This window comes from Hydrogenophaga defluvii, from assembly GCF_042665235.1.
Lineage (GTDB): Bacteria > Pseudomonadota > Gammaproteobacteria > Burkholderiales > Burkholderiaceae_C > Hydrogenophaga > Hydrogenophaga defluvii_A.
In genome coordinates, this window is record NZ_JBHTBZ010000013.1 from 167,891 (window position 1) to 191,770 (window position 23,880).

23 protein-coding genes and 1 tRNA gene are annotated in these 23,880 nt (G+C 65.3%); 9 read left to right on the forward strand and 15 right to left on the reverse strand.

All coding sequences use genetic code 11. The features are described from left to right. Positions 1-5: 5 nt before the first annotated feature. Both ACFQU0_RS05930 and ACFQU0_RS05935 read left to right on the forward strand, forming a co-directional pair. A complete protein-coding gene (locus ACFQU0_RS05930) occupies positions 6-878 on the forward strand; it encodes an alpha/beta hydrolase (RefSeq protein WP_382199226.1) in 873 nt (290 codons plus the stop codon). Positions 879-966: 88 nt separating this feature from the next. Beyond that, positions 967-1,974 (forward strand): diguanylate cyclase domain-containing protein, encoded by a 1,008-nt coding sequence (locus ACFQU0_RS05935; RefSeq protein WP_382199228.1) that lies wholly within the window; start codon positions 967-969, stop codon positions 1,972-1,974. On the opposite strand, the gene ACFQU0_RS05940 is transcribed toward ACFQU0_RS05935, so the two are convergent. The 7 genes from ACFQU0_RS05940 to ACFQU0_RS05970 form a co-directional block, all read right to left on the reverse strand. Beyond that, positions 1,928-2,755, reverse strand: a complete 828-nt coding sequence (locus tag ACFQU0_RS05940) for an undecaprenyl-diphosphate phosphatase (protein WP_382199230.1) — start codon at positions 2,753-2,755, stop codon at positions 1,928-1,930. The two genes, ACFQU0_RS05935 and ACFQU0_RS05940, sit on opposite strands and share 47 nt — an antisense overlap. A gap of 3 nt (positions 2,756-2,758) precedes the next feature. Beyond that, on the reverse strand, positions 2,759-3,367 hold the full coding sequence (locus tag ACFQU0_RS05945) for a YceB family lipoprotein (RefSeq protein WP_382199231.1): 609 nt from the start codon (positions 3,365-3,367) through the stop codon (positions 2,759-2,761). A 27-nt stretch (positions 3,368-3,394) separates the two neighbouring features. Continuing rightward, positions 3,395-4,627 (reverse strand): ABC transporter permease, encoded by a 1,233-nt coding sequence (locus ACFQU0_RS05950; RefSeq protein ID WP_382199232.1) that lies wholly within the window; start codon positions 4,625-4,627, stop codon positions 3,395-3,397. Further along, positions 4,624-5,343, reverse strand: coding sequence for an ABC transporter ATP-binding protein (locus tag ACFQU0_RS05955; RefSeq protein ID WP_382199234.1), 720 nt, complete (start codon positions 5,341-5,343; stop codon positions 4,624-4,626). Before ACFQU0_RS05955 ends, ACFQU0_RS05950 begins: the two co-directional genes overlap by 4 nt. A gap of 13 nt (positions 5,344-5,356) precedes the next feature. Continuing rightward, positions 5,357-6,937: an efflux RND transporter periplasmic adaptor subunit gene (locus ACFQU0_RS05960; RefSeq protein ID WP_382199236.1), complete on the reverse strand. Its 1,581-nt coding sequence runs from the start codon at positions 6,935-6,937 to the stop codon at positions 5,357-5,359. Between the two features lie 141 nt (positions 6,938-7,078). Beyond that, positions 7,079-7,498, reverse strand: a complete 420-nt coding sequence (locus ACFQU0_RS05965; protein ID WP_382199238.1) for a hypothetical protein — start codon at positions 7,496-7,498, stop codon at positions 7,079-7,081. Positions 7,499-7,605: 107 nt separating this feature from the next. Further along, a complete protein-coding gene (locus ACFQU0_RS05970) occupies positions 7,606-8,661 on the reverse strand; it encodes an acyltransferase family protein (protein WP_382199239.1) in 1,056 nt (351 codons plus the stop codon). A gap of 80 nt (positions 8,662-8,741) precedes the next feature. Here ACFQU0_RS05970 and ACFQU0_RS05975 point away from each other — a divergent pair, with 80 nt between their 5' ends. Then, positions 8,742-9,356, forward strand: coding sequence for a DUF924 family protein (locus ACFQU0_RS05975; protein ID WP_382199240.1), 615 nt, complete (start codon positions 8,742-8,744; stop codon positions 9,354-9,356). Between the two features lie 44 nt (positions 9,357-9,400). After that, positions 9,401-11,227: a glutamine--tRNA ligase/YqeY domain fusion protein gene (locus tag ACFQU0_RS05980; protein ID WP_382199242.1), complete on the forward strand. Its 1,827-nt coding sequence runs from the start codon at positions 9,401-9,403 to the stop codon at positions 11,225-11,227. Positions 11,228-11,649: 422 nt separating this feature from the next. Here the strand turns inward: ACFQU0_RS05980 and ACFQU0_RS05985 are convergent, their stop codons facing one another. Together ACFQU0_RS05985 and ACFQU0_RS05990 are read right to left on the reverse strand one after the other, a co-directional pair. Beyond that, positions 11,650-12,843 carry an IS91 family transposase gene (locus ACFQU0_RS05985; RefSeq protein ID WP_382199244.1) on the reverse strand — a complete coding sequence of 398 codons (1,194 nt, stop codon included), beginning with the start codon at positions 12,841-12,843 and terminating at the stop codon, positions 11,650-11,652. Between the two features lie 12 nt (positions 12,844-12,855). Beyond that, a complete protein-coding gene (locus ACFQU0_RS05990) occupies positions 12,856-13,791 on the reverse strand; it encodes a tyrosine-type recombinase/integrase (protein WP_382199246.1) in 936 nt (311 codons plus the stop codon). Positions 13,792-14,098: 307 nt separating this feature from the next. Here ACFQU0_RS05990 and ACFQU0_RS05995 point away from each other — a divergent pair, with 307 nt between their 5' ends. Genes ACFQU0_RS05995 through ACFQU0_RS06005 form a run of 3 tightly spaced genes read left to right on the forward strand, consistent with a single transcriptional unit; the run spans position 14,099 to position 16,580 of the window. Next, entirely contained in the window at positions 14,099-14,482 is a 384-nt protein-coding gene (locus ACFQU0_RS05995) for a DUF3489 domain-containing protein (protein ID WP_382199248.1), read from the forward strand. 5 nt (positions 14,483-14,487) lie between these two features. Next, positions 14,488-14,862, forward strand: coding sequence for a DUF2924 domain-containing protein (locus ACFQU0_RS06000; RefSeq protein WP_382199250.1), 375 nt, complete (start codon positions 14,488-14,490; stop codon positions 14,860-14,862). Then, positions 14,862-16,580 carry a recombinase family protein gene (locus ACFQU0_RS06005; protein ID WP_382199252.1) on the forward strand — a complete coding sequence of 573 codons (1,719 nt, stop codon included), beginning with the start codon at positions 14,862-14,864 and terminating at the stop codon, positions 16,578-16,580. Before ACFQU0_RS06000 ends, ACFQU0_RS06005 begins: the two co-directional genes overlap by 1 nt. 236 nt (positions 16,581-16,816) lie before the next feature. Here ACFQU0_RS06005 and ACFQU0_RS06010 read toward each other — a convergent pair. From ACFQU0_RS06010 to ACFQU0_RS06035, 6 genes are all read right to left on the reverse strand, one after another. Further along, a tRNA-Ser gene (locus ACFQU0_RS06010) sits at positions 16,817-16,906 on the reverse strand. A gap of 52 nt (positions 16,907-16,958) precedes the next feature. Continuing rightward, positions 16,959-18,248 carry a tryptophan--tRNA ligase gene (locus tag ACFQU0_RS06015; protein WP_382199254.1) on the reverse strand — a complete coding sequence of 430 codons (1,290 nt, stop codon included), beginning with the start codon at positions 18,246-18,248 and terminating at the stop codon, positions 16,959-16,961. Between the two features lie 26 nt (positions 18,249-18,274). Continuing rightward, positions 18,275-18,955: a site-2 protease family protein gene (locus tag ACFQU0_RS06020; RefSeq protein WP_382199256.1), complete on the reverse strand. Its 681-nt coding sequence runs from the start codon at positions 18,953-18,955 to the stop codon at positions 18,275-18,277. Between the two features lie 4 nt (positions 18,956-18,959). Continuing rightward, positions 18,960-19,601 (reverse strand): L-threonylcarbamoyladenylate synthase, encoded by a 642-nt coding sequence (locus ACFQU0_RS06025; RefSeq protein WP_382199258.1) that lies wholly within the window; start codon positions 19,599-19,601, stop codon positions 18,960-18,962. Positions 19,602-19,607: 6 nt separating this feature from the next. After that, positions 19,608-20,510 (reverse strand): DMT family transporter, encoded by a 903-nt coding sequence (locus ACFQU0_RS06030; RefSeq protein WP_382199260.1) that lies wholly within the window; start codon positions 20,508-20,510, stop codon positions 19,608-19,610. Next, complete coding sequence (locus tag ACFQU0_RS06035; RefSeq protein ID WP_382199262.1) at positions 20,507-21,361, reverse strand: 3',5'-nucleoside bisphosphate phosphatase; 855 nt, start codon at positions 21,359-21,361, stop codon at positions 20,507-20,509. The genes ACFQU0_RS06030 and ACFQU0_RS06035 overlap by 4 nt, the downstream gene beginning before the upstream one ends. Before the next feature lie 97 nt (positions 21,362-21,458). On the opposite strand from ACFQU0_RS06035, the gene murJ reads away from it, so the two are divergent. After that, positions 21,459-23,024: a murein biosynthesis integral membrane protein MurJ gene (murJ, locus tag ACFQU0_RS06040; RefSeq protein WP_382199263.1), complete on the forward strand. Its 1,566-nt coding sequence runs from the start codon at positions 21,459-21,461 to the stop codon at positions 23,022-23,024. 6 nt (positions 23,025-23,030) lie between these two features. Beyond that, on the forward strand, positions 23,031-23,879 hold the full coding sequence (locus tag ACFQU0_RS06045) for a SirB1 family protein (protein WP_382199264.1): 849 nt from the start codon (positions 23,031-23,033) through the stop codon (positions 23,877-23,879). Position 23,880: the final 1 nt, after the last annotated feature.

Sequence of the window (23,880 nt, forward strand, 5' to 3'; positions counted from 1 at the left end):
CCACGATGCCCCACAGCCAGACCCCGCTGATCGTTTTTGCCCACGCCAACAGCTTTCCCGCCGCCACCTACAACCTGATGTTCCGCTCGCTGCGCGCGCGCGGCTTTGCGGTGAAGGCGCTGGACAAGTTTGGCCACGACCCGCGTTATCCCGTCACCAGCAACTGGCCCCATCTGGTGCACCAACTGGCCGACTTCGCCGGCCCCGAGATTGAGAAGCACCGGGGCCCGGCGTTTCTTGTGGGTCATTCGCTGGGCGGGTTTGTGAGCGTGATGTGCGCTGCCCAACACCCGCAGCTGGGTGGCAAAGGTGTGCAAGGGGTATTGCTGCTTGACTCACCGCTGCTGGGCGGCTGGCGTGCGCGAACGCTGGCCTTGATCAAGGGCGCGCAGCTGGTGGGCTCGGTCTCACCCGGCAAAATCAGCCGCCGCCGCCGCCACCAGTGGCCCAGCCTGGACGATGCCCTGGCCCACTTTCAACACAAGCGAGCCTTTGCGCGCTGGCACCCGCAGGTGCTGCGCGACTACGTGACCCACTGCACCCACGACCAGCCCACCGCCGACGGCGTGCGCCGGGTGCTGGACTTCGACCGCGACATCGAAACGGCGATCTACAACACCCTGCCCCACCACCTCGACCGCCTGCTGCGCCGCCACCCCTTGCCATGCCCTGTGGCCTTCATTGGTGGCACGCACTCGCAAGAGATGCAACAGGTGGGCATGGCGATGACACACAAAGTGGTGGGCAAACAGCACCCCGAACGCTTCCGCATGCTGGAAGGCAGCCACCTGTTCCCCATGGAGCAACCGCAGGAAACCGCCGCCTTGATCGAAGACGTGCTCTCCGGCCTGAGCGCAACACCGGCCCAAGCGGCGTAACATATTGTGAACAAAAGGTAAATGTGAAATAGTTGGTCACAATTGCGCCTACCTCGCTGCTTCGAGCAAGAAGAGCTTTGCTGACACCATGACCCAAAACCGGCGCACCAGCGCCACGCCCCGGGCCACCCCACCGGTGGAGCCCACCGCAACGGATACCACCGCCGAACTGGCACGACTGAACAACGCGCTCGACTGCACGCAGGCCGGCCTGTGGGACTGGCATTCCAGCACCCAGCGTCTCGTGCTGGACACACGCTCGGGCACGCTGATTGGCCTGAAAGACACCGGCACCGCCGGCCACAGCAGCCTCGCGGCCACGGAGCTGCTTCTGCACCCTCAGGATCTCGACCCATGGCGCAGTGCCTGGCGGGATGCGCTAGCGGGCAAAAGTGATCACCTCGATTGCGAGGTGCGCTTCGCCCGGGGGCCTGCCAGCTGGAACTGGCTGTTGTGGCGCGGGCGCGTGTTGTCGCGCGACGCCCACGGCCAGGCCGACACCCTGGCCGGCGTGGTGATGGACATCCAGCCGCTCAAACAGGCGCAGTCGCAACTGGGGGTGATGGCCCAGCGCGATCCGCTGACCGATCTGCCCAACCGCGCGCTGCTGGCCGATCGGCTGTCGCATGCGCTGGCCTCAGCGCGACGCAACCGCAGCGCTTTTGTGCTCATGGAGGTGTTGCTCGAAGGTGTGGCGCCCATCAATGAGGCGCTGGGTGTCGAGATGGGCAACCACGTGATCCGCCAGGCCGCGCGCCGCATGGCCACCTGCACCCGGGCGTCGGACTCGGTGGCCCGCACCGGCAACGACGAATTTGTGCTGCTGCTGGAAAACGTCGAGGGCACCGAAGACGCCCTGGCCGTGGCCGACAAACTGCGCCACCACATCAACGAACCGCTGGTGGTGGACGGCCACTGGCTTCAGGTCTCGGCCAGCATCGGGATGGCCATGTACCCGGCCCACGGGGACGACCTGGCCGATCTGCAGGCACATGCCGCACAGGCCCGCCAGCAGGCCTCGCACAGCGGCGGCGACCGGGTGGCGGTGTTCACGCCGTCCAGCGAATCCAGCCTGCCCAAGCCGACAGCAGAATGAAGCCGCCAAACGCGATGCGGTACCAGGCAAACGGCACGAAGGTGTGGCTGGCCACAAATCGCAGCAGCCAGCGCACACAGGCCCAGGCCGACACATAAGACGTCAGCAGCCCCACGGCAAACAGCGGCAGGTCGGCGGTGCTCAGCAGCCCGGCGTGTTTGTACAGGTCGTACGCTGCTGCGCCAAACAACATGGGAATGGCGAGGAAAAAGCTGAATTCGGTGGCCGTCTTGCGCGACAAGCCGATCAGCATGCCCCCGATGATGGTGGCACCCGAGCGACTGACACCAGGCACCAGCGCAACACACTGGATTAGGCCCACCTTGAGGGCGTCGCGCCAGCGCAGTTCGTCCACGTTGTCCACCCGCGCCAACACGCCCACCTGGCGGCGCTCTGCCCAGAGAATAACCACACCGCCCACGATGAAGCCCAAGGCCACCACGATGGGGCTGAACAACACCTGCTTGATGAAGCCAATGAACATCACGCCGGCCACGGCCGCGGGCAAAAAGCCGATCAGCACATTGGCGGTGAAGCGCTGGGCCTCGCGTTCGGTGGCCAGGCCTTTGGCGGTTTGCCACAGCCGCTGAAAGTACAGCGAGACGATGGCCATGATGGCCCCGGTCTGGATGACGATTTCAAACAGCTTGATCTTGTCCCCGTGCAGATCGAGCAGCGCCGCCGCAAGAATCAGGTGGCCGGTGGATGAAATGGGCAAAAACTCGGTCAGCCCCTCGACCACCCCCATAACGGCGGCCTTGAGCAACAAAACTGGGTCCATGAATCAGTGGGAATGGGGAGTGAGTTCGAGTTGCAGCCCACCCGGCACCACCTTCAGCACACCGGGGCGCAAGCCCAGGCGTTGCGCGGACTGGAGGTCCTCGGGTTTGAAGCGGTGCAGGCTGAAATCGTTGAGCAGGTGCTCGGCCACCAGCGCACCCAAACGCTGCGCCTGGTTGGCCATGGGGCCGCTCAGGCGCGGCACGTCAAAGGCCTCCACGCGCACATCGGTCATGCGCACACTGGCATCGGAAGGTTCAAAGCGCAGCCCGTAGCTCAGGGACAGCGCCCCGTCAAAGCGTCGTGAGCCGCCCCAGAAGTCGCCCAGCGCAAAGTCCATGCGGGTGCCCACGCGGTTCTCGGCCGGAATGAGGCGAACACGCGGCGCCGACAGGGTGAGGTCAAACAGTTCCAGGTAACGGCGACGCACCGGAAACTGCTCGGCAATGCGCTGCGCAAGCTGCGCCTCCGACACCGAAACCACACGCGGCCCGGTGAGCGCGACACAGCCTCCCAACACCAGCACCAAGCCCGCCAGCAGCAGGGCAAGCAGCGCGTGCCAACGGGCCAATGGAGCGGCAGCAAAACGCAGGGGGAGGGGCAGAACGCGCATGGGTGGAGGAAACCGGAAGCCTGGAGTCTACTCGTGCCGCAGGGCCTCAATGGGCAACAAACGTGAAGCCTTGTGCGCCGGGTAGTAACCAAAAAACACGCCCACAAACGCGGCAAAACCGGCGGCAAGCAACACGGAGTCCAGGGTCATGCTCACCTTCCAGCCAGCAAACTCGCCCACAGCCCAGGTGGCTGCCGCCCCCAGCAGCACGCCCACGGCACCGCCCACCAGGCTCAGCGTCACCGCTTCGATGAGGAACTGAGAAAGGATGTCGCGCCCACGCGCGCCCACCGCCATGCGCAGGCCAATCTCGCGGGTGCGCTCGGTCACGCTCACCAGCATGATGTTCATGATGCCAATGCCACCAATCACCAGGCTGATGCCCGCCACGGCCGACAGCAGCATGGTCATGGTGCGGCTGGACGCCTCCTGCGTCTGCAGCATTTCGGTGAGGTTGCGGATGCGGAAGGGCTCGTCGGCCCCCGGTTGCACCCGAAAACGTTGGCGCAGCAATTCGGTGATGTTTTCTTCGGCCACCTTCATGTCGGCACCGTCGCGCACCTTGACGGAGATGGTGGCCACCCGCTTGATGCGCCCCGCCGTGCCGCCCTGCAGCCGGTTGCGGAAGGTGCTGATGGGCACGATCATGATGTCGTCCTGGTCCGATCCCCAGGAGTTCTGCCCTTTGGACGACAACACGCCCACGATGGTGACCGGCACCGAACGCAAGCGCACCACTTGGTCAATCGGGTCCTGGTCGCCAAACAGCTCACGCGCCACCGTCGAACCGATCAACGCCACCTTGGCCGCGCCCTGCTGCTCGGCGGCCTCGAACAGGCGACCGCTCTCCAGCGGCCAGTCGCGCGCTTCCAGGTAGTCGTTGGTGGCGCCAAACACGGGCGTGCTCCAGTTGCTGTTGCCATACACCGCCTGCACGGTGGCGCGCGAGCTGGGCGCGGCCACCTGCACCTCGGGCACCTCCAGCGCGATGGCGGTGGCGTCGTCTTCGGTCAGGCCCTGTGCGGTCTGCGCGCCCTGGCGCACACCGCCGGTGTTGGCGCCACCGGGCAAAACCAGCATGATGTTGGAGCCCAGCACCTTCATGTATTCCTGCACACGGTCGGTGGCGCCCTGCCCCACCGCAATCATGGTGATGACGGCGGCCACACCGATGATGATGCCCAGCATGGTGAGCAGGCTGCGCAGCAGGTTGGCGCGCAGGGCACGCCAGGCGCTTCGAACGGCGGCCAGCGTGTTCATGCGGTCTCCTGGGCTGAAGCAGCCGCAACGCGCCCGGGCTGGCGCGCGTCTTCCACCAGTTGGCCATCACGAAACACCAGCCGCCGCCGCGCCCAGGCCGCCACGTCGTGCTCATGGGTCACCAGCACCACCGTCATGCCCTGGGCGTTGAGCTGGGCCAGCAGTTGCATGATGTCGTCACTGGTGCGCGAGTCGAGCGCGCCGGTGGGTTCATCGGCCAGGATGAGCTGCGGCTGGTTGACCAGCGCGCGGGCAATCGCCACCCGCTGCTGCTGCCCGCCCGAGAGCTCGGCTGGCGTGTGGCCGGTGCGTTCGCCCAGGCCCACGCGCTGCAGCGCCGCCAGGGCGCGCTGGTGGCGGTCGCCAGCCTTCACGCCGGCATACACCATGGGCAACTCCACGTTTTCCAGTGCCGAGGTGCGGGGCAACAAATTGAACTGCTGGAACACAAAACCGATGCGCCGGTTGCGCACCGCCGCCAGCGCGTCTTTGCCCATGGCCTGCACCGGCTCGCCGGCCAAACGGTAGCTGCCGCTGTCGGGCCTGTCCAGGCAGCCCAGCATGTTCATCAGGGTGGACTTGCCAGACCCCGAAGCGCCCATGATGGCGACAAACTCGCCTTCGTCGATGGACAGGCTCACGTCGTCCAGCGCCCGGACCGTCTGCCCGCCCAACGTGTAGCTTTTGCGCAGGTGCTCGACCTCGATCAGTGCCATGGGTGTGCGCCGATCAGAACGAGAAACGCGGGCCCGACGCCGCGCGCGGTGCGGCGGACTGGGTGCCCACAATGACTTCGGCGCCCACCTTGAGCGTGTCGGCCAAGGGCGAGTTGGCGGGCATCATCAATTCGGTCATGCTGCCATCGCTGATGCCCAGGCGCACATCAAACGCTTGTGGCTTGCCATCGGCACCCAGCACAAACACACGCCCGCGTGTGCTCTGCCGCCCCGACTGTTCGGCCACCAAGGCCGCGTACAGCGGCTTTTGCTCGGGGCTCAACACATCGGTAATGCGCGCACGCACCTCGACCATGATGCGTTCGCGCGCCTTGGGGCGGTCTTTTTCAGGCAATTCGCGCAGCGCCGCAAACTGGGGGCGGGCACTGGCAAAAATCCCATCGACCTTGCCAATCTGGTCTTCCGTCAACTTGAGTTGCTGGACCAGGCGGTCGCGCAACTCGGTCATGGGGTTGCGTCCGCCAGCACCGCTGCCCGCTGCTGCAGCGACGGGCGCCGCTGCGTCAGCCGGCGCCGCACCGGCCGGCTCCACGCCCGGCAGGCGCACGCGCAGGGCGGCGTTGGGCACCTTGAGCACGTTTTCGCGCGCGTCGGTGAGGATGCGCACGTTGGCCGTCATGCCCGGCAACAAGCGCCCTGCCGCATTCGAAAAACGCACCACCGCGATGTAGGTGACCACGTTGGCCACGTTTTGCGCGGCCTTGCGCACCTGCAGCACCTCGCCGTCAAAGCTCTGCCCCGGAAACGCATCCACCGTGAACGTGGCTTTGAGGCCGGTGCGGATGCGCCCCACGTCGGCCTCGTCGATGCTGGCATCCACCTGCATGTCCGACAGGTTTTGCGCGATCACAAACAGCTCGGGCGACTGCAGGCTGGCAGCCACCGTCTGGCCACGCTCCACCGCGCGTTTGATGACGATGCCGTCCACCGGCGACTTGATGCGGGTGCGCCCCAGGTCCACACCGGCCTGGGCCAGCACCGCTTCACGCTGCGCCACCGTGGCCTGGGCCGATTTGATTTGCGCCTCGCTCACGCCCAGCTGCGCCTGGGCCGATTTGATGGTTTCACTGGCCGATGCCACCAGGGCGCGGGTGCGGTCGGCCTCGCTCTGGGTGATGAAACCCTGGGCCACGAGGTTGAGGTTGCGGTCGTGGCTGCGCTGCGCTTCGGCCAGATCGGTCTGCGCGCGCGACAGGTTGGCGCGGCTGGCGGCGGCGTTGGCCTGGGCGGTCAGCACGTTGGCGCGTGCGGCGTCCAAGTCGGCCTGGGCAGAGCGCACGCGGTACTCAAAGGTTTCGGGGTCGATCTGCGCGATCAACTGCCCGGCCTTGACCTCGGCGTTGTAGTCCACATACAGGTCGCGAATCTGACCGCTGACCTGGGTGCCCACCGACACCTGGGTGACCGGGTTGACCGCACCGCTGGCCGACACCGTGGCTTGCAGCCCCCCGCGCTCGATCTTGGCGGTGCGGTAGCTCACGGCGGGCGCGTCACCGCGCTGCATCCACCACCAGCCCGCGCCTGCCGCCGCCACCAACACCAGCGCCGTGGCGCTCCACTTCTTGAGGTTCATGCCCAAATTGTAGAAACCCCGGGTCGCTGTTCATGCCGCAGGGGTTTCAGCGGTGTGAAGGCGGCGCAAAGTGCGAGCGGAAACGAAAAAACCCGCTGCACTTGCGCACAGCGGGAGCCTTGGAAAACCAACGAGAAAAAATCAACGCCAACGACGGTGGTCGTCGTCACGCTCCCAGCGTTCGTTTCCATGGCGATGCCCATGGCGGTGCTTGTGTTTGTGACCGTGGCCGGGCGGGCCGTACACCACCACCGGCGGGTAAGGGTGCACCACCACCGGCTGCACATAGCCCGGCATGGGCCGCACCTGGTAGACAGGCTGCGGGTGCACGTAGACGGGCTGGCCATAGACTGGTTGGCCGTACACCGGCTGCGGGTACACCACCACCGGGCGGTGGTTGGACACACCCACCGACACGCCGGGCGAGGCGATGCCGATGGACCAGTTCACATCGCGAGCCTGCGCCACGCTGGCGGCTCCCAGGGCGCACAGGCCGGCCACCCAGGCCAGGCCACGGCCCAGCCATGGTCGGTATGCGGTTGAAGGTCGGTCAGAAGTCATGAGGGTCTCCGGTTGAAGCAGGGCTGTAGCCCGTTGCCGTATTGCACCTCAGCCCGGTCTTGACAATCCACCTCCAAGTGTCAAGACCGTGAGCAAACGTAACGGCTTCAGCCCAGGCGCCGCAGCCGGTGCTCCACCTGGTGGTGGAACAGCGCGCCCGCCAGATTGCAAGCCAGCCACGCCAGCAGCACCCCCACCGTTTGCACCACGGGGTCGGGTGGGGCAAAGCGGGTGAAGGCCGCGTTCACCACCAGCCCAATCGGGAAGTTGAGCAAAAACACCGAGTACGAGATTTGGCCCAGGTAAGCCAGCACCCGGCTGCGCGGGTAGCTGGCCAGCCAGCCGCCCCACTGCGCCACACCCAGCAGCAGGGCCACCACCAGGGCCAGCGCAATACGCTCGCGGAAGTCCACCGCCAGCGCCAGCACCGTGGCCAGCACCAGCACCGCCGCCAACCAGCGCCACGCCCGGTGCTGGCCTGGCAGGCTGGCCCAGCAGGTGATGGCGCCCAGGGTGTAGGCACCCATGAAGTACAAGGCCCAGTTGTCCCAATCCGAGTCGCGGTTGAAGACGAACAAGGAGGCCAGCGCCAGCGCCGCCATCAACAACATGACGGCCCATGCGGTGGCACGCGCCGCACCGTTGGCCAGGCTGCGTGCCAGCCACAACACGGCCACAAAGAGGGTGAAGAGCTGGAAGTCGATGGCCACGTACCACACGCCGGCCGAGAGCGCATCCATGCCCAGCACGCTGTGCAGCAGCAGCGCGTGCGCCAAAAACTGCAGCAGCTCCGGTGTGTCGGGGATGGAGTCGTGCGCCATCCAGCGCCGGGCCACCTCGGTGCAGACCATGGCCACCAGCAGCGCCGCCAGGTAGGGCAGGCTGATCTTGATGTAACGCGACATCACCAGCCGCAGTGGGTGCTGCCCACGCAACACGCCGTGCGGCGCCAAGGCGCGGGCCGACAAAAACCCGCTGATGACCAGAAACACCTGCACCGCCATGCGCGCGTCCTGGCTCAGCCAGGTGATGAGGCCGGGCCACAACTTGTGCGTGAAGTCGGACATGGGCCCATAAAACGCCAGGTGGTGCAGCACGATGAACTGCGAGGCCACGGCCTTGAGGGCGTCGATGAGGGCCAGGCGGGAAGGGGCGTTGGACATGGTGGGCGGCGTGACAGAGCGCGGCGGATGTTACACGCCACTTCTAGAATGCCGTGATGCTCTTTGTTGAACACGCTGCCATGACCACCTTACCCCCCGCCGCCGCCCAGGTTCTGCACTTCTGGCTGGGCGACGACCTGCTGACCGACTGGCCCCAACCCCACCGGGGCGACCTGTGGTTCAAAGGCGGCGCCGAAGTGGACGCCAACATCCGCGCCCAATTTGGCCCGCTGGTGGAAGAGGCCATGGCCGGCGGCTTGGCCGATTGGGAGGCCGACCCGATGGCCCGCCTGGCGCTCATCCTGCTGCTGGACCAATTCAGCCGCAACGTCTACCGAGGCCAGGCCCACGCCTTTGCCGGCGACGCCCGAGCCCAGGCGCTGAGCCAGCGCACGCTGGACGCGGGTGAAGACGCGGCCCTGCCCCGCGCCGGCCGCCTGTTTGTGTACATGCCACTGATGCACGCCGAAACACTGGCGCAGCAAAACGCCTGCGTGGCCTGTTTTGAGCGCCTGCACGCGGGCGCGCCCGAAGGTTTGAAAGACATCTTGGCCAACAACCTGCAGTACGCGATCCTGCACCGCGACATCGTGGCCCGCTTTGGCCGCTTTCCGCACCGCAACGCCGTGTTGGGCCGCAACAGCACGCCGGAAGAGCTTGAATTCTTGAAGGACGGGCCGCGCTTCGGTCAATAGGGCGAGCCCCAAGAGTAAGCAGGGCCGCCCCCTAGAATCTGGGGATGAGCTCCAATGCGCACCCCACTCCCGCCGACACCGAAACCAAGGCCAGCAACTTCCTGCGCCAGATCATTGAAAAAGACCTGACCCAGGGCACCTACGCCACCCGCCAATGGGGCGGCAGCCCTGGCGACGCCGCCCACCACCAGGCCGGCCAGCCCGACCCCGCCAAAATCCGCACCCGCTTTCCGCCCGAGCCCAACGGCTACCTGCACGTGGGCCACGCCAAAAGCATCTGCCTGAACTTTGGCCTGGCGCGCGACTACGGCGGCGTGTGCCACCTGCGCTTTGACGACACCAACCCCGAGAAAGAAGAGCAGGAGTACGTGGACGCCATCGTGGACGCCGTGCACTGGCTGGGCTTTGGCTGGGCGTCTGACTTTGGTGGCAAAAAGGAAGACCACCTCTACTATGCCAGCAACTACTTCGACTTCATGTACCGCGCGGCGGAGCACCTGATTGAAGCCGGCCACGCCTACGTGGACGAGCAAACCGCCGAAGAAATGCGCGTGAATCGGGGTGACTTTGGCAAGCCCGGCGTGGACAGCCCCTTCCGCACCCGCACGCCCGCCGAGAACCTGGCCCGCTTCCGCGAAATGCGCGACGGCAAGCTGGCCGACGGCGCCGCCGTGCTGCGCGCCAAGATCGACATGGCCTCGCCCAACATCAACCTGCGCGACCCGGCCATCTACCGCATCCGCCGCGCCACCCACCACAACACCGGCGACAAGTGGTGCATCTACCCGATGTACACCTTTGCCCACCCCATTGAAGACGCGCTGGAGCAGATCACCCACAGCATCTGCACGCTGGAGTTTGAAGACCAGCGCCCCTTCTACGATTGGCTGCTGGAAAGGTTGGCAGAAGGCGGCCTGCTCAAAGCCCCGCCGCCGCGCCAGTACGAATTCGCGCGCCTCAACCTCACCTACGTCATCACCAGCAAACGCAAGCTGGCCCAACTGGTGAACGAAGGCAAGGTGAGCGGCTGGGACGACCCCCGCATGCCCACCATCGTGGGCCTGCGCCGCCGGGGCTACACGCCCGAGAGCCTGCAACTGTTTGCCGAACGCATTGGCGTGACCAAGAGCGACAGCTGGATCGACTACAGCACGCTGGAAGGCTGCCTGCGCGAAGACCTGGAAAACAAGGCCCACCGCGGCATGGCCGTGCTGGACCCGGTGAAACTGGTGCTGACCAACTGGGCAGAGGCCTTCGGCTCTGACGACTACACCGAAGACTGCACCCAGCCCGCCCTGCCCCACAACGCGATTGCCGAAGGCCAGACCCCACCGCCCGACCGCGTGTTCAAGATCGGCAAAGCCGTGTGGATTGAGCGCGAAGACTTTGAAGAAGTGCCGCCCAAGGGCTACAAGCGCCTCTTCCCGGGCAACGTGGTGCGCCTCAAAGGCGGCTACGTCATCGAATGCACCGGCTGCGCCAAAGACGCTGACGGCCAAGTGACCGAAGTGCATGCCAAAGTGATTGCCGGCACCAAGAGCGGCACGCCCGGCGCCGACAGCGTGAAAGCCAAAGCCGCCATCACCTGGGTGAGCGTGGCCAGCGGCGTGAGCGCCGAAGTGCGCCTGTACGACCGCCTGTTCAGCGACCCGCACCCCGACGCGGGCGGCAAGAACTTTCTGGACGCCCTCAACCCCGACAGCCTGAAGGTGGTGACGGCCTACGTGGAGCCGTCACTGGCCGCTGCGAAGCCGGATCAGAAATTCCAGTTTGAACGGTTTGGATACTTTGTAGCGGACCGCAAAGACCACACTGCCAACAACCCGGTGTTCAACCGGGTGACAGGGTTGAAGGACTCTTGGGCAAAGTAGTGCTGCCTTAAATCGCTCAATTTTCAAGAACCCAGCGCAACTATCAGTTGCGCTGGGTTTTTTATTGATTGACGGCTTTAGTTAAGGCTTGTGTGACACCTGCCCAGTCGCACAGGCGGTCGAGCACCTGTACTGCTGTCGGGCAGGTGTTGCATAAGCCTCGAGGGAGGAAACCGCGGCGACCGCCACGGTAGATGTCGAGCGCGGTGACTATGGCGATTGCTCTACGCGCGGGTCGCGAGTTGGCAGCCTGTGACTGAGCATCGACACCTCATCGATGACCGCAGGCAACCATCCGTGTGCCGCTTCGATACGGCAGGCGCTCTTGGCCGAGCCTGCGCAGACGCTGACCAGGCGACACACGCAGCAGCCCACCGGACGCCATGTCCAGCGTCGAGTTGATCGGCGGTTTTCGAACGTAGTCATGGTGCAGGCGGCGCCCGAATCGAGCATTCGCGCAAGAAGACCTGCAGCACCGTCATCGCGTGGCCGCAGTGCGCGCAGACGAAGGTCGGACGTGGTGAGTCCGACCCATTGTCGGCCGCCGCTTCAGGCGGTGGCGGTGTCACCTGCAACAACTGGCGCGCCAGCGCCAGGTTGTCCCGCCGATTGCTGTTGGCCAGCAGGCCGTAGTGCCGGATCCGGTGGAAGCCGCCTGGGAGGACATGCAGCAGGAAACGGCGCATGAACTCCTGCGGGCTCAGCGTCATCACCTTGTGACGCGTCTTGCCCTTGGCGCCGCCCTTGGCTCGATAGTCCTTCCAGCGGAAGGTGACGCCGCGCTCATCCATCGCGAGCAGCCGGCTGTTGGAGATGGCCACGCGGTGTGTGTAGCGCGATAGGTACGCCAGCACAGCCTGCGGTCCGGCAAACGGCCGCTTGGCGTAGACCACCCACTCGCATCTGCGCAGCGGCGCAAGCCAGGCCTTGAATGCAGCGGCTTCGGCCAGTGCTGCGTGCTCGCCGAAGAAGCGAAGCCTGCTGCCAGCGTGCAAGCGCTGCAGTTCCTCCAGGAAGCGGCGCCTGAAGAGCCGGGACAGCACGCGCACAGGCAGGAAGAACCCCGGCCGGCAGGCGACCCAGCGGGTGCCGTCGGTCGCCAACCCGCCGCCTGGCACGATGCCGTGCACGTGTGGGTGATGAGTCAGGGCCGAGCCCCAGGTGTGAAGTACCAGCGTGGCGCCGATGTGGGCGCCCAGGTGCTTGGGATCGGCAGCGATCCGCAGCAGCGTCTCGGCGGCGATGTCGAACAGCAAGCCGTACAGCGCCGCCTTGTTCTGGTACGCGATGTCGGCAATGGGCGCCGGCAGCGTGAAGACCACGTGGTAGTACTCCACCGGCAGCAGATCGGCCTGACGCGCATCCAGCCACCGCTTGGCCGCGCTGCTCTGGCACTTCGGGCAGTGCCGGTTGCGGCACGAGTTGTAGGAGACCTCGTCTTGGCCGCACCCGTCGCAGCGCAGGACATGGCCGCCCAGTGCCGCCGTGCGGCACTGGGTGATGGCCGACATCACCTTGAGCTGCGCCAGGCTCAGGTGGCCGCGCTGGGCGTCACGCCAGGTGCTTCCATGGGCACGGAAGATGTCGGCGACCTCCAAGGCGGGTCGCGCCTGCACGATGGCGTACCACTACAGGGCTGGCGGCTGCGGTGCAGGTTCGGGCGCTGGTTCGCCTGCGGGCTTGGCGGACGTGTGATCCAGAGGGCTGATGACCCGGCGCAGCAGGTCGGTGGCCACGGCGGCGTACAGGGTCGTGGTGTCCAGCCGTTTGTGCCCGAGCAGCACCTGGATGACACGGATGTCGACCTTCTGCTCCAACAGGTGGGTGGCAAAGGCATGGCGCAGGCCGTGTGGCGTGATGCGCTTGTCGATGCCGGCCGTGGCGGCGGCCAGGTGCACGGCGCGGTTGAGCTGGCGCCCGGTCACGTGATCTGTGGGGTCCAGGCCCGGGAACAGCCAACCACCGTGGCGGATCTTGCCCTGGGCGTGACCCAGCCTCCACCAGGCACGCAGCCGCTCCAGCAGCACGGGGCTGAGCATGGCGTAGCGGTCCTTGCGGCCCTTGCCCTGCTCCACGCGCAGGGTCATGCGCTCACCGTCGATGTCGCCGACCTTGAGCGAGACGACCTCGCTGACGCGCAGGCCCGCGCCGTAGGCCACCGACATGGCGGCCTGGTGTTTGAGGTTGGGCGCGGCGGCGATCAGGCGGCCGACTTCCTCGGGGCTCAGGATCACGGGCAGCTTGCGAGGCACAGCCACATGCGTCATCTTGAGCATGAGCTCCGGCCGGCCCAGCGTGATGTCGAAGAAGAACTTCAGCCCGGTAATGGTGGCGTTGATGGTGACTGGGCCGGTGCCGGTGTCCACCAGATGCAGCTGGAAACGGCGCAGGTCCTCCGCGCTGGCGGTGTGCGGCGAGCGGCCGAGGAAGGTGGCGAGCTTGCGCACGGCGCGGATGTAGCCGTCCTGCGTGTGCTCGGCGAACTGGCGCATGCGCATGTCGTCGAGCATGCGTTGGCGCAGCGGCGAGACGGCCGCGGATGGGGTCGGGGTGGAAACGTCCATGATCCTGCTCCTGTCGGTGACCGAGGCGGATTGCCTCGACCGCCAACATCGCAGAATCACTGGCGCAACGAAACGCCACCAACGTAGCCGGAGCGTCTACCGCGCGAGCGGTTTAGTCCGTCGCTGCAAAACGGTCCTCCGCCATCGACCATACCGCCTGCGCCACTGCATCGATCAATTTCGCTGTTCCAGCAAGCGCAGGCTGGTAATCATGACCATTCACCACGGACACTGCCGATATGACTTGAAGCGCTGGTGATGTAGAGCGTTACTGCGACCCGTGCCGCTTTTGGCACGGGAGCACAAGATGAAACGCACACCACTCACTACCAAAACATCCAAGTCCACGGCGCAAGCCAAGCCTGCGGCGAAGTCAGCAGCCAAGCCCGCTGCCGCAGCAAAAAAATCCCTCGCAAAGAAACCTGTAGCCCCCAAGCTGCTGCCCCGCCCTCAGACAGTTTCTGTTGCTCCGGCCACGCCGCCTGCGAGCAAGCAATCCCAGCTGATCACCCTGCTGGGATCGTCTTCGGGTGCGACTCTGGCCCAGATGATGACGTTGACCGGCTGGCAAGCCCACACGGTGCGCGGCATGCTCAGCGGCTCCCTGCGCAAACGCCTGGGTCTGAATGTCCAGTCGCGGGTGGAGGAGAGCAACCGTGTCTACCGCATCGTGGCGGGTTCTGCCAAATGAAAACGTTGGCCGAGATCACCACTGCGGACCGCGATTCGCTGTCCAAACGCTGGGAATTGCTGTTCGAACACGAACCCCCACCCCAGATCCACACCGCGCTGATGCGCCGTGTCCTGGCCTGGAATGTTCAGATGCAACAGGCCGGTCTGGATCCCTTGAGTGTTTCAACTTCTGGCACGCCGATGACTTCCCGTCCCCCGGTCGCCCTTCGCCCGGGCACTCGCCTGCTACGCGAGTGGCAAGGCACCACCCACGAGGTCCGTGTGCTGGATGCGGGCTTTGACTACGCCGGCCAGACCTACAAGAGCCTGAGCGCCATTGCGCGAGCGATCACCGGCACCCCCTGGTCCGGCCCCTTGTTCTTCGGAATCAAACGCTGATGGCAACCAAGTCGTTCAATTTTTCGACCGCCGGAGCCGCTCAGGTACCGGCCATGTCCTGCGCCATCTACACCCGCAAGTCCTCCGAAGAAGGACTGGAGCAGGATTTCAATTCCCTGCACGCCCAGCGCGAAGCATGCGAGGCATTCGTCCTGAGCCAAAAGAGCCTGGGCTGGAGCCTGAACCCCACCACCTACGACGACGGCGGCTTCTCCGGGGGAAACACCGAGCGCCCAGCCCTCAAACGCCTGATCGCCGACATCGAGGCCGGCAAGATCAAGGTGATCGTGGTCTACAAGGTGGATCGCCTGACCCGTTCTCTTGCCGACTTCGCCAAGCTGGTCGAACTCTTCGACGCCAAGGGTGTTTCATTCGTCTCGGTCACCCAGCAGTTCAACACCACCACCTCCATGGGACGGCTGACCTTGAATGTGCTTCTGTCGTTCGCCCAGTTCGAGCGGGAAGTCACGGGCGAACGTATCCGAGACAAGATCGCCGCATCCAAGCGCAAGGGCCTGTGGATGGGCGGCGTGGCCCCCGTGGGCTATGTTCCCCATGGCCGCACCCTGATCCCGGAGGAAATCCATGCCGATCGGGTCCGGGAAATCTACGAGCTGTATTTGGAGAAAAACTGCGTGCGCAAGCTTAGCGAGGAACTGCAAAAGCGCCAGTGGCTCACCCCCGAACGCATAACGAAACGGGCAGGGGGCGGTGGCAACAAACCTTTCAGCCGTGGCCACCTGTATCGCATCCTGAGCAACCCGATCTACGTGGGACGAGTCCCCCACAAGGACGATGCCCACCCAGGCCAACACCCGGCCATCGTGAGCGAGGAACTCTGGCACCAAGTCCAGCAGCGCCTGGAGCAGAACAAACAAGGCACCAAGACCAAAGCCCACGCAGCCAACCCCAGTCTGCTGGCCGGGAAACTGCAAGATGAGCTGGGCAGGCGACTGATTCCGTCCCACGCCAGAAAGGGGCACAAACGCTACCGGTACTACATCACAGCAGCCGATGAGCCAGGGGACCCGATCCGCCTGCCGGCCAATGATCTGGAGGAGCTGGTGATCGCGGCAGTCACCCGGTGGGCCGGAGACAAGAAGCAGGTCGTCGACGCCATTGGCTGGAATGACGCCAAGAAAGCCAGCGATGCGATCGAATCAGGGAAGCATCTGGCCCAAAACCTGAAGCTCAGCGCCCGTGACCACATTGGCAACTGTGTGGAAGCGGTCGAGGTTGGGCCAAGCACTGTCCGTATCGCGATCGATCTGGTCGGATCCGGACTGGTCAAACGGGACAAGGGCACAGACAGCAGTTCATGGGAGCAGCCTGTGCTCGAAGTACCGGCTGAACGCAAGCGGACGGGTCTGGCAGTCAGGCTGATCATTGGAGAGCCCGGCCCTGGCCAAATCGATGCCCGTCAGCACAAAGGTGCGAAGGAACCCGATCCGACGATGTTGACCATGCTGGCCAAGGCGCGCGACTGGTACGAGAAACTCACCCTGCGTGGCCTCTCCCTGGCCCAAATCTCTCAGGCCGACCAGATCTCGGTCAAGTACGTGGGCCGCATCCTGCAATTGGCCCTGCTGGCACCCGACATCGTGCAGGCCTTGGAGCAGGGCGATTACCCCATGGAGCTGACCGCCACCAAGCTCAGCCGGATGGTGCCGTTGCCGATGGATTGGGATGAGCAGAGGCAGTTGTTGGGTATGACCTGATCGGGCAGCAGCTCAAGAAAAAACGGGGTGTTCAGCACCCCGTTTTGCATAGAGCCTTCAAGCGGCGAAAACCCACAATGTCACCGCCCCGGAGGGTCCACAGAGAAAGGGCCGAAAAAACCAGCGCGGAATTGGGCAGAGAGAGCCCGCAGAGAAACCCGAATCGGCCTGGAGCCCGCATGAACTGGGGCTGTGCCAAAAGAAAAGGCCCCCGCGCTGCGGGGGCCTTGACGTACTGGCGGAGAGGGTGGGATTCGAACCCACGGTGATGTTGCCACCACGCCTGATTTCGAGTCAGGTACATTCGACCACTCTGCCACCTCTCCTGGTGTGTGGTAAGCCCAAAATTATATCAGATCAACGTTTGGGGTTTTGGCATCAGCTGTTGGCTTGCAAAAAATAGCGCAGTGCCTGCAACGCTTCTTCTGTGCTCGCATCCTGCGCAACCAACACGTTGGGCGGCAAGGTGCTGGGGGCTTCTTGTAAGGCTTTGATGCAGACGCCTGCATCGCGTGGCGAGCCAAATCCGCTGCTCTGCAGCAGCAGTTTGCCGTGGGCATCCAGCAGCTTGAAGTAGAACTGGCCGTCTTGCTCGCGGTATTGCTTGAAGCTGGGTGCGCCCACTTTGTTGGCTTTGGTGGTTTTGCCGCTGTCGGTCACTTGCAAGGGTCGCAGGCCCACCGCGTGGCGCAAGCGCGCGGTGAAGGGGGTGGCGATGGCGCGGGCTTTTTCGGCACCGGCCAGCAGGGTCTTTTCAATGCGGGCGGGGTCGCGGATCAACTCGTCATAGACCTCGCGCATGGGGGTGATCTCACGGTCCAGGCGCTCGAACAGCAGTTGTTTGGCCTCGCCCCAGGCGATGCCGTCGGCGTAGGCCTTGGCAAATCCCTGGGTTTCTTCACTGCTGGCAAACGCTTGGTAGAGCTGGAACAGGGCCGAGCCTTCGGTGTCCTTGGGTTCGCCGGGCGCGCGCGAGTCGGTGAGGATGCCCATGATGAGCTTCTTGAGCTGTTCACGCGGCACGAACAGCGGGATCGTGTTGTCGTAGCTCTTGCTCATCTTGCGGCCGTCCAGCCCGGGCAGGGTGGCCACGTTTTCCTCGATGGCGGCTTCGGGCAGGGTGAAGTGTTCGCCGTAGAGGTGGTTGAAGCTGGACGCGATGTCGCGTGCCATTTCGATGTGCTGGATCTGGTCGCGGCCCACGGGCACTTGGTGGGCGTTGAACATCAGGATGTCGGCGGCCATCAGCACCGGGTACATGAAGAGGCCGGCGGTCACACCGTGGTCAGGCTCTTCACCGGCGGCGGTATTTTTGTCCACCGATGCCTTGTAGGCGTGGGCACGGTTGAGCAGGCCCTTGCCACACACGCAGGTGAGCAGCCAGGTCAGTTCGGGGATTTCGGGGATGTCGGACTGGCGGTAGAAGGTCACCTTCTCGGGATCCAGGCCACAGGCCAGCCATGTGGCGGCGACTTCCAGCGTGGAACGCTGCACGCGCGCGGGGTCGCCACTGGTTTTGATGAGCGCGTGGTAGTCGGCCAGGAAGTAGAAGTTCTCGGTGTTGGCCAGGCGGCTGGCGCGCACCGTGGGGCGCACGGCGCCCACGTAGTTGCCCAGGTGCGGCGTGCCGCTGGTGGTGATGCCGGTGAGAACGCGCGTGGTGGTCATGTGGGAAGCAGCAAAAAAAATCAGGTTCAGAACAGGAGGGCGCGCACGGGCGTGAGCAGCAGGTCGATGGCGCTGCCGGTGACAGCCATCAAGGGGCGCAGCCAAAGGCTGCCCACCACACCGCTGATGACCAACGCCATGACGATGAAGAAACCCCAGGGTTCGATGCGGGACACGAGGAGTGCTTGCCGCATGGGGAGCAGCCCAACGAGGATGCGCCCGCCGTCCAGCGGCGGCAGCGGGAACAGGTTAAAGGCAAACATCACCAGGTTGACCAGCACGCCGGCTCGGCACATGGCGAGGAAGAAGCGTTCCTCCGCGCCAGTGGCTGCAAGCAGGTAGATCAACAGTGTCCAAGCCACCGCCATGAACAGGTTTGCCCCCGGGCCGGCCAGGGCCACCCAGATCATGTCGCGCTTGGGGTGGCGCAGGTTGCCAAAACGAACGGGCACTGGCTTGGCATAACCAAATAAGAAAGGGCCTCCCGGAACTGCGTAGGTTGCAGCAAAAAGCAGCAGCGGCATGGCGATGGTGCCCACCGGGTCGATGTGGCGCACTGGGTTGAGCGAGATGCGCCCCATCATGGCGGCGGTGTTGTCACCGAAGTGGCGCGCCGCGTAGCCGTGTGCTGCCTCGTGCAGGGTGATGGCAAACAGGACGGGGATGGCGTAGATGGCCACCGTCTGGACGATCTGGGCAAAGTTCATGCGCTTATTGTCCCAGGCCCAGGGCGTCCAGCGGGCCTTGGCCCACCCGGATGACTTCCGGGTCACCGCCTGTGCCCATGGGCGTGAGGTCGATCACGGTGGTGGGTGCCAGCGCGCAAGCGCCCGCGTCGATGACGGCGGCCAGATCATGTTGAAAGCGCTCGCGGATCGCTTCGGCGTCGTTCATGGGTTCGGTCTCACCGGGTGGGATCAGCGTGGTGGCCAGCAGCGCGGTGCCGTGTTGCTCCAGCAAATCCAGCAGCACGCGGTGGTCGGGCACACGCAGGCCAATCGTTTTGCGCGAGGGGTGGCTCAGGCGGCGGGGGATGTCTTTGCCGGCATCCAGGATGAAGGTGTAAGGCCCGGGCGTGCCCAGCTTGAGCAGGCGGTACTGTTTGTTGTCCACCTTGGCGTAGTTGGACAGCTCGCTCAGGTCGCGGCACAACACGGTGAGGTGGTGCTTGTCGTCCACCTGGCGGATGCGGCGCAGGCGGTCGGCCGCGGCTTTGTCGTCGAGGTGGCAGACCAGCGCATAGCTCGAATCGGTGGGCACGGCCAGGATGCCCCCTTTGGCCAGCAGCTGCACCGCTTGCTTGAGCAGGCGCGGCTGCGGGTTCTCAGGATGGACTTCAAACAGCTGGGACATGGTGGTTCAGCCCGCGCAGGGCCTGGGTGCCGGGCGCGTTGCCAGCCAGGTGGCCGTGGCGCCACAGGCCATGATGAGGGCAATGCCGCCCAACTCGATGTGGCCGGGAATGTGGTCAAACACCCACCAGCCGGCCAACATGGCAAAGGCAATCTGGGCGTACAGAAACGGTGTCAGCGTGGCGGCGGGCGCGCGGGCAAACGCCAGGATGAGCAGGTAGTGGCCCACGGTGCCCATGAGGCCCAGCAGGAACAGCAGCCCCAGGGTTTCGCGGTCGGGAATGGCCTGCCAGATCAGGGGCAGGGCCAGGCTCATGGCCAGCGCACCCACCCAGCCGGTGTAGAGGTGCATGGTCATGGCGTCTTCGGTGCGGGCCATGCGGCTGGTGAGGATCTGGAAAGCGGCGTAGGCCACCACCATCACCAGCGGCAGCAGGGCGACCCAGCCCAGGCTGGTGTCGGCGCCCTCCCAGGGCTGAACGATGAGCAGGGCGCCGGCAAACCCGCCCGCCACCAGCAGCCAGCGCAGCGGGCTGACCCGCTCCTTCAGGAACACGGCTGCGAGCAGGGTCACCATCAATGGGGTGAGCATGAGGATGGCGGTGAATTCGCCCACCGGCATCAGGCTCACGCCGTAGTAGCCCAGCACGCTGACCACCAGCAACAGCAGGCCGCGCACGATTTGCAGGGGCAGGTGCCGGGTGTGCAGCAGTTGCCGCCCGCGCAGGGGCAGTAACACCGCGCTCATCACCACGGCCTGGAACATGTAGCGGAACCACACCGCGATCAGCACGGAAATGACGGCGCTGATGTGTTTGACGCTGCTGTCGAGCACGACAAAACAGGCCAGTGCGGTCAGCAGCAGGGCAATGCCCTGCAAAGGGCGCGACGTGGGGGCCGGGGCGCTCATTGGATGCGGTCGGCCAGCAGTTCCCATACCGGCGTGAGGCGTCCCTCCAGGTAGGGCAGTTTGCCCAGGTCGCAGTGGCTTTCGTCCGGGCTGTGAAAATCGCTGCCGCGCGAAGCCGCCAGGCCAAATTCGATGGCCATGTCGGCGTATTTCACGTATTCGGCGGCCGTGTGGCTGCCAGTCACCACCTCCACACCGCGCCCACCGTGGGCCTTGAATTCGGTGAACAGCGCGTACTCGCGGGTGGGGTTGTGGTCGTAGCGGGCCGGGTGGGCGATCACGGCCAGGCCACCGGCTTCGGTGATCCAGCGCACCGCATCGCCCAGCTGTGCCCAGCGGTGTGGCACAAAACCCGGCTTGCCTTCGGTGAGGAATTTGCGGAACACCTCGTTGGTGTCGCGGCACACGCCACTTTCCACCAGGTGGCGCGCAAAGTGTGTGCGCGAGATCAGATCGGGGTTGCCCACGTACTGCAGCGCGCCCTCGAACGCGCCCTGAATGCCCACCTTGGCCAGGCCGTCGGCCATTTCGCGGGCGCGTTCTTCGCGGCCGCCGCGCGTGCGCTTGAGGCCTTGCACCAGCGCCGGGTGGTCGGGGTCAAAGCCCAGGCCCACGATGTGCACCGTGATGTCGGCAAAGGTGACGGAAATTTCGGTGCCGGTCAGGTACTTCATGCCCACCGCCTTGGCCGCCGCTGCCGCGCGGTGTTGCCCGCCTACCTCGTCGTGGTCGGTCAGGGCCCACAGCTCCACGCCGTTGGCGCGGGCGCGCTCGGCCAGGGCCTCGGGCGTGAGGGTGCCGTCGGAGACGACGGAATGGCAATGCAGGTCGGCGTTGAGTAGGGCGTTCACCCCCTGATTTTACGAAGCTGCCCGTGAGTCTGCTGACGGGGGCCCGCAGACGCGGCCGGATACATGGCCTTACCAGCGCGCTCGCTACACTTCTTGCGTGTCACTGTTCAAAGCCGCCTCCCTCATTTCGCTGCTCACGCTGGCGTCCCGCATCACCGGCCTGATGCGCGAATTGCTCATGGCTTCCGCCTTCGGCGCCAGCGCCATGACAGACGCTTTCAACGTCGCCTTCCGCATTCCCAACATGTTGCGCCGCCTGTTTGCCGAGGGTGCGTTCAGCCAAGCCTTCGTGCCCGTGCTGGCCGCCGCCAAGGAAAAAGACGGCGAGGCCGCCACCAAGGTGATGATCGACCACATTGCCACCGTGATGGCCTGGGCGCTGACGGCCACCTGTGTGCTGGGTGTGGCAGGCGCGCCCATACTGGTGTGGGCCCTGGCCGCCGGTTTGCAGCAAGACCCCGCCGGCTTCGAAGCCGCCGTGTTCATGACGCGCTGGATGTTTCCCTACATCGCCTTCATGTCGCTGGTGGCCTTGTCGGCTGGCATCCTCAACACCTGGAAGCGTTTTGCCGTGCCAGCCGCCACGCCGGTGCTGCTCAACCTGGCCATGATTGCCGCCGCCTGGTGGGGCGCACCGTGGTTTGCGTCGCTGGGCATCAACCCGATTTACGCCATGGCGGGCGGCGTGATGCTGGGCGGTGCGCTGCAGCTGGGCGTGCAAATCCCCGCCTTGCGCGCCCTGGGGCTGTTGCCACGCATCCACTGGCGCTGGGCCGGCCTGCGGGACGCCTGGCGCCACCCGGGCACGCGCCGCGTCACCACCCTCATGCTACCGGCCTTGCTGGGCGTGAGCGTGGCGCAGGTGTCGCTGCTCATCAACACCCAGATCGCGTCGCACCTGCGCACCGGCAGCGTGAGCTGGCTGAGCTACGCCGATCGCTTGATGGAGTTTCCCACTGCCTTGCTGGGCGTGGCCCTGGGCGTGGTGCTGCTGCCGCAACTGGCCGCCGCCAAGGCACAGGACGATGCCGAGCGCTACAGCGGCCTGCTCGATTGGGGTCTGCGGCTGGTGGTTTTGTTGGCCGTGCCGTCGGCCGTGGCGCTGCTGACCTTTGCCCAGCCGCTGGTGGCCGTGCTGTACCACTACGGCGCTTTCACCGATGCCGACGTGCGCCAGACCGCCCTGGCCCTGATGGGCTACGGTTTGGGTTTGCTGGGCTTGGTGGCCATCAAGGTGCTGGCGCCGGGCTATTACGCCAGCCAGGACATCCGCACACCCGTCAAGATCGCCATCGTCGTGTTGGTGTTCACCCAACTGCTGAACCTCGCATTTGTGCCGTGGCTGGCCCACGCGGGCCTGGCATTGTCCATTGGGCTGGGCGCTTTGCTCAACGCTGGCTGGCTGCTGGTGGGCCTGCTGCGGCGCGGGGCTTACAGGCCGGGGCCAGGCTGGTGGCGTTTTGTGTTGCAGGTGGTGGCGGCCAGCGCCATGTTGGCCATCTACCTGCTGTGGGCGGGCACCGGCCTGGGCTGGCTCGCCGCACCCGGTGCGGCCTGGGCGCGTGTGCTGCAGTTGCTGCTGGTGCTGGGCGGAGCGGCCACGCTTTATTTTGTGGTGTTGCTGTTGGGAGGTGTGAAGTTGCGTGAGTTTGTGAGAAAGTAACAAGCGATGTTCTCCCTCGCTGCGCCCACACCGCTGGATTTTTTTGCCGCTCTGGTGGCCGACGACGACCAGCTGCCGCTGCTCGAGGCCGCCGCTTCGATTGCCCAGGACGAGTACCCCGACCTCGACGTGCAGCAGGTGCTGGGCGATGTGGACCAGCTGCTGGCCCGCCTGCGCCGCCGCCTGCCCGCCGATGCGCCGCCGCTGCAGCGCCTGCGCGCCCTCAACCAGTTCTTTTTCCGTGACCTGGGTTTTGGCGGCAACGTCAACCACTATTACGACCCCGACAACAGCCACCTCAACGTGGTCATGCGCACCCGGCGGGGCATCCCCATCACGTTGGCGGTGCTGTGGCTGGAGCTGGCGCAGGGCATGGGCCTGTCGGCGCGGGGGGTCAACTTTCCCGGCCATTTCATGGTCAAGGTCAACCTGCCCCGGGGCCAGGTGGTCATCGACCCCTTCACCGGCCAGTCGCTCAGCCGCGAAGACCTGGCCGAGCGGCTGGAGCCCTACAAACGCCGCAACGGCCTGGTGGACGACTTCGATGTGCCTGTGGGCCTGTACCTGCAGTCGGCCACACCGCGCGACATCCTGGCGCGCATGCTGCGCAACCTCAAGGACATCCACACCACCCACGAGGATTGGACACGCCTCATCCAGGTGCTCGACCGCCTCATCGTGCTGCTGCCCGAAGCCCACATCGAGTACCGCGACCGTGGCCTGGCCTGGGCCGAAACAGGCGAGCTGCGGCGTGCCGTGGGCGACCTGGAGCACTACCTGGCCCACGCCGACGACGCGTTGGACATCGACGCCGTGACCCAACGCGTGAGCGAGTTGCGGCGCGAGTTGAGTTGAC

What these genes read in the sequence shown, in the direction of transcription:
- ACFQU0_RS05970 (WP_382199239.1), bottom strand. Translation starts at nt 8,661, where the DNA reads ATGTCCAACGCCCCTTCCCGCCTGGCCCTCATCGACGCCCTCAAGGCC.
- ACFQU0_RS05945 (WP_382199231.1), bottom strand. Translation starts at nt 3,367, where the DNA reads ATGCGCGTTCTGCCCCTCCCCCTGCGTTTTGCTGCCGCTCCATTGGCC.
- ACFQU0_RS05965 (WP_382199238.1), bottom strand. Translation starts at nt 7,498, where the DNA reads ATGACTTCTGACCGACCTTCAACCGCATACCGACCATGGCTGGGCCGT.
- ACFQU0_RS05995 (WP_382199248.1), top strand. Translation starts at nt 14,099, where the DNA reads ATGAAACGCACACCACTCACTACCAAAACATCCAAGTCCACGGCGCAA.
- ACFQU0_RS05990 (WP_382199246.1), bottom strand. Translation starts at nt 13,791, where the DNA reads ATGGACGTTTCCACCCCGACCCCATCCGCGGCCGTCTCGCCGCTGCGC.
- ACFQU0_RS06025 (WP_382199258.1), bottom strand. Translation starts at nt 19,601, where the DNA reads ATGTCCCAGCTGTTTGAAGTCCATCCTGAGAACCCGCAGCCGCGCCTG.
- ACFQU0_RS06005 (WP_382199252.1), top strand. Translation starts at nt 14,862, where the DNA reads ATGGCAACCAAGTCGTTCAATTTTTCGACCGCCGGAGCCGCTCAGGTA.
- ACFQU0_RS05935 (WP_382199228.1), top strand. Translation starts at nt 967, where the DNA reads ATGACCCAAAACCGGCGCACCAGCGCCACGCCCCGGGCCACCCCACCG.
- ACFQU0_RS06020 (WP_382199256.1), bottom strand. Translation starts at nt 18,955, where the DNA reads ATGAACTTTGCCCAGATCGTCCAGACGGTGGCCATCTACGCCATCCCC.
- ACFQU0_RS06045 (WP_382199264.1), top strand. Translation starts at nt 23,031, where the DNA reads ATGTTCTCCCTCGCTGCGCCCACACCGCTGGATTTTTTTGCCGCTCTG.
- ACFQU0_RS06030 (WP_382199260.1), bottom strand. Translation starts at nt 20,510, where the DNA reads ATGAGCGCCCCGGCCCCCACGTCGCGCCCTTTGCAGGGCATTGCCCTG.
- ACFQU0_RS05955 (WP_382199234.1), bottom strand. Translation starts at nt 5,343, where the DNA reads ATGGCACTGATCGAGGTCGAGCACCTGCGCAAAAGCTACACGTTGGGC.
- ACFQU0_RS05975 (WP_382199240.1), top strand. Translation starts at nt 8,742, where the DNA reads ATGACCACCTTACCCCCCGCCGCCGCCCAGGTTCTGCACTTCTGGCTG.
- ACFQU0_RS06015 (WP_382199254.1), bottom strand. Translation starts at nt 18,248, where the DNA reads ATGACCACCACGCGCGTTCTCACCGGCATCACCACCAGCGGCACGCCG.
- ACFQU0_RS05930 (WP_382199226.1), top strand. Translation starts at nt 6, where the DNA reads ATGCCCCACAGCCAGACCCCGCTGATCGTTTTTGCCCACGCCAACAGC.
- ACFQU0_RS05980 (WP_382199242.1), top strand. Translation starts at nt 9,401, where the DNA reads ATGAGCTCCAATGCGCACCCCACTCCCGCCGACACCGAAACCAAGGCC.
- ACFQU0_RS05960 (WP_382199236.1), bottom strand. Translation starts at nt 6,937, where the DNA reads ATGAACCTCAAGAAGTGGAGCGCCACGGCGCTGGTGTTGGTGGCGGCG.
- ACFQU0_RS05950 (WP_382199232.1), bottom strand. Translation starts at nt 4,627, where the DNA reads ATGAACACGCTGGCCGCCGTTCGAAGCGCCTGGCGTGCCCTGCGCGCC.
- ACFQU0_RS05940 (WP_382199230.1), bottom strand. Translation starts at nt 2,755, where the DNA reads ATGGACCCAGTTTTGTTGCTCAAGGCCGCCGTTATGGGGGTGGTCGAG.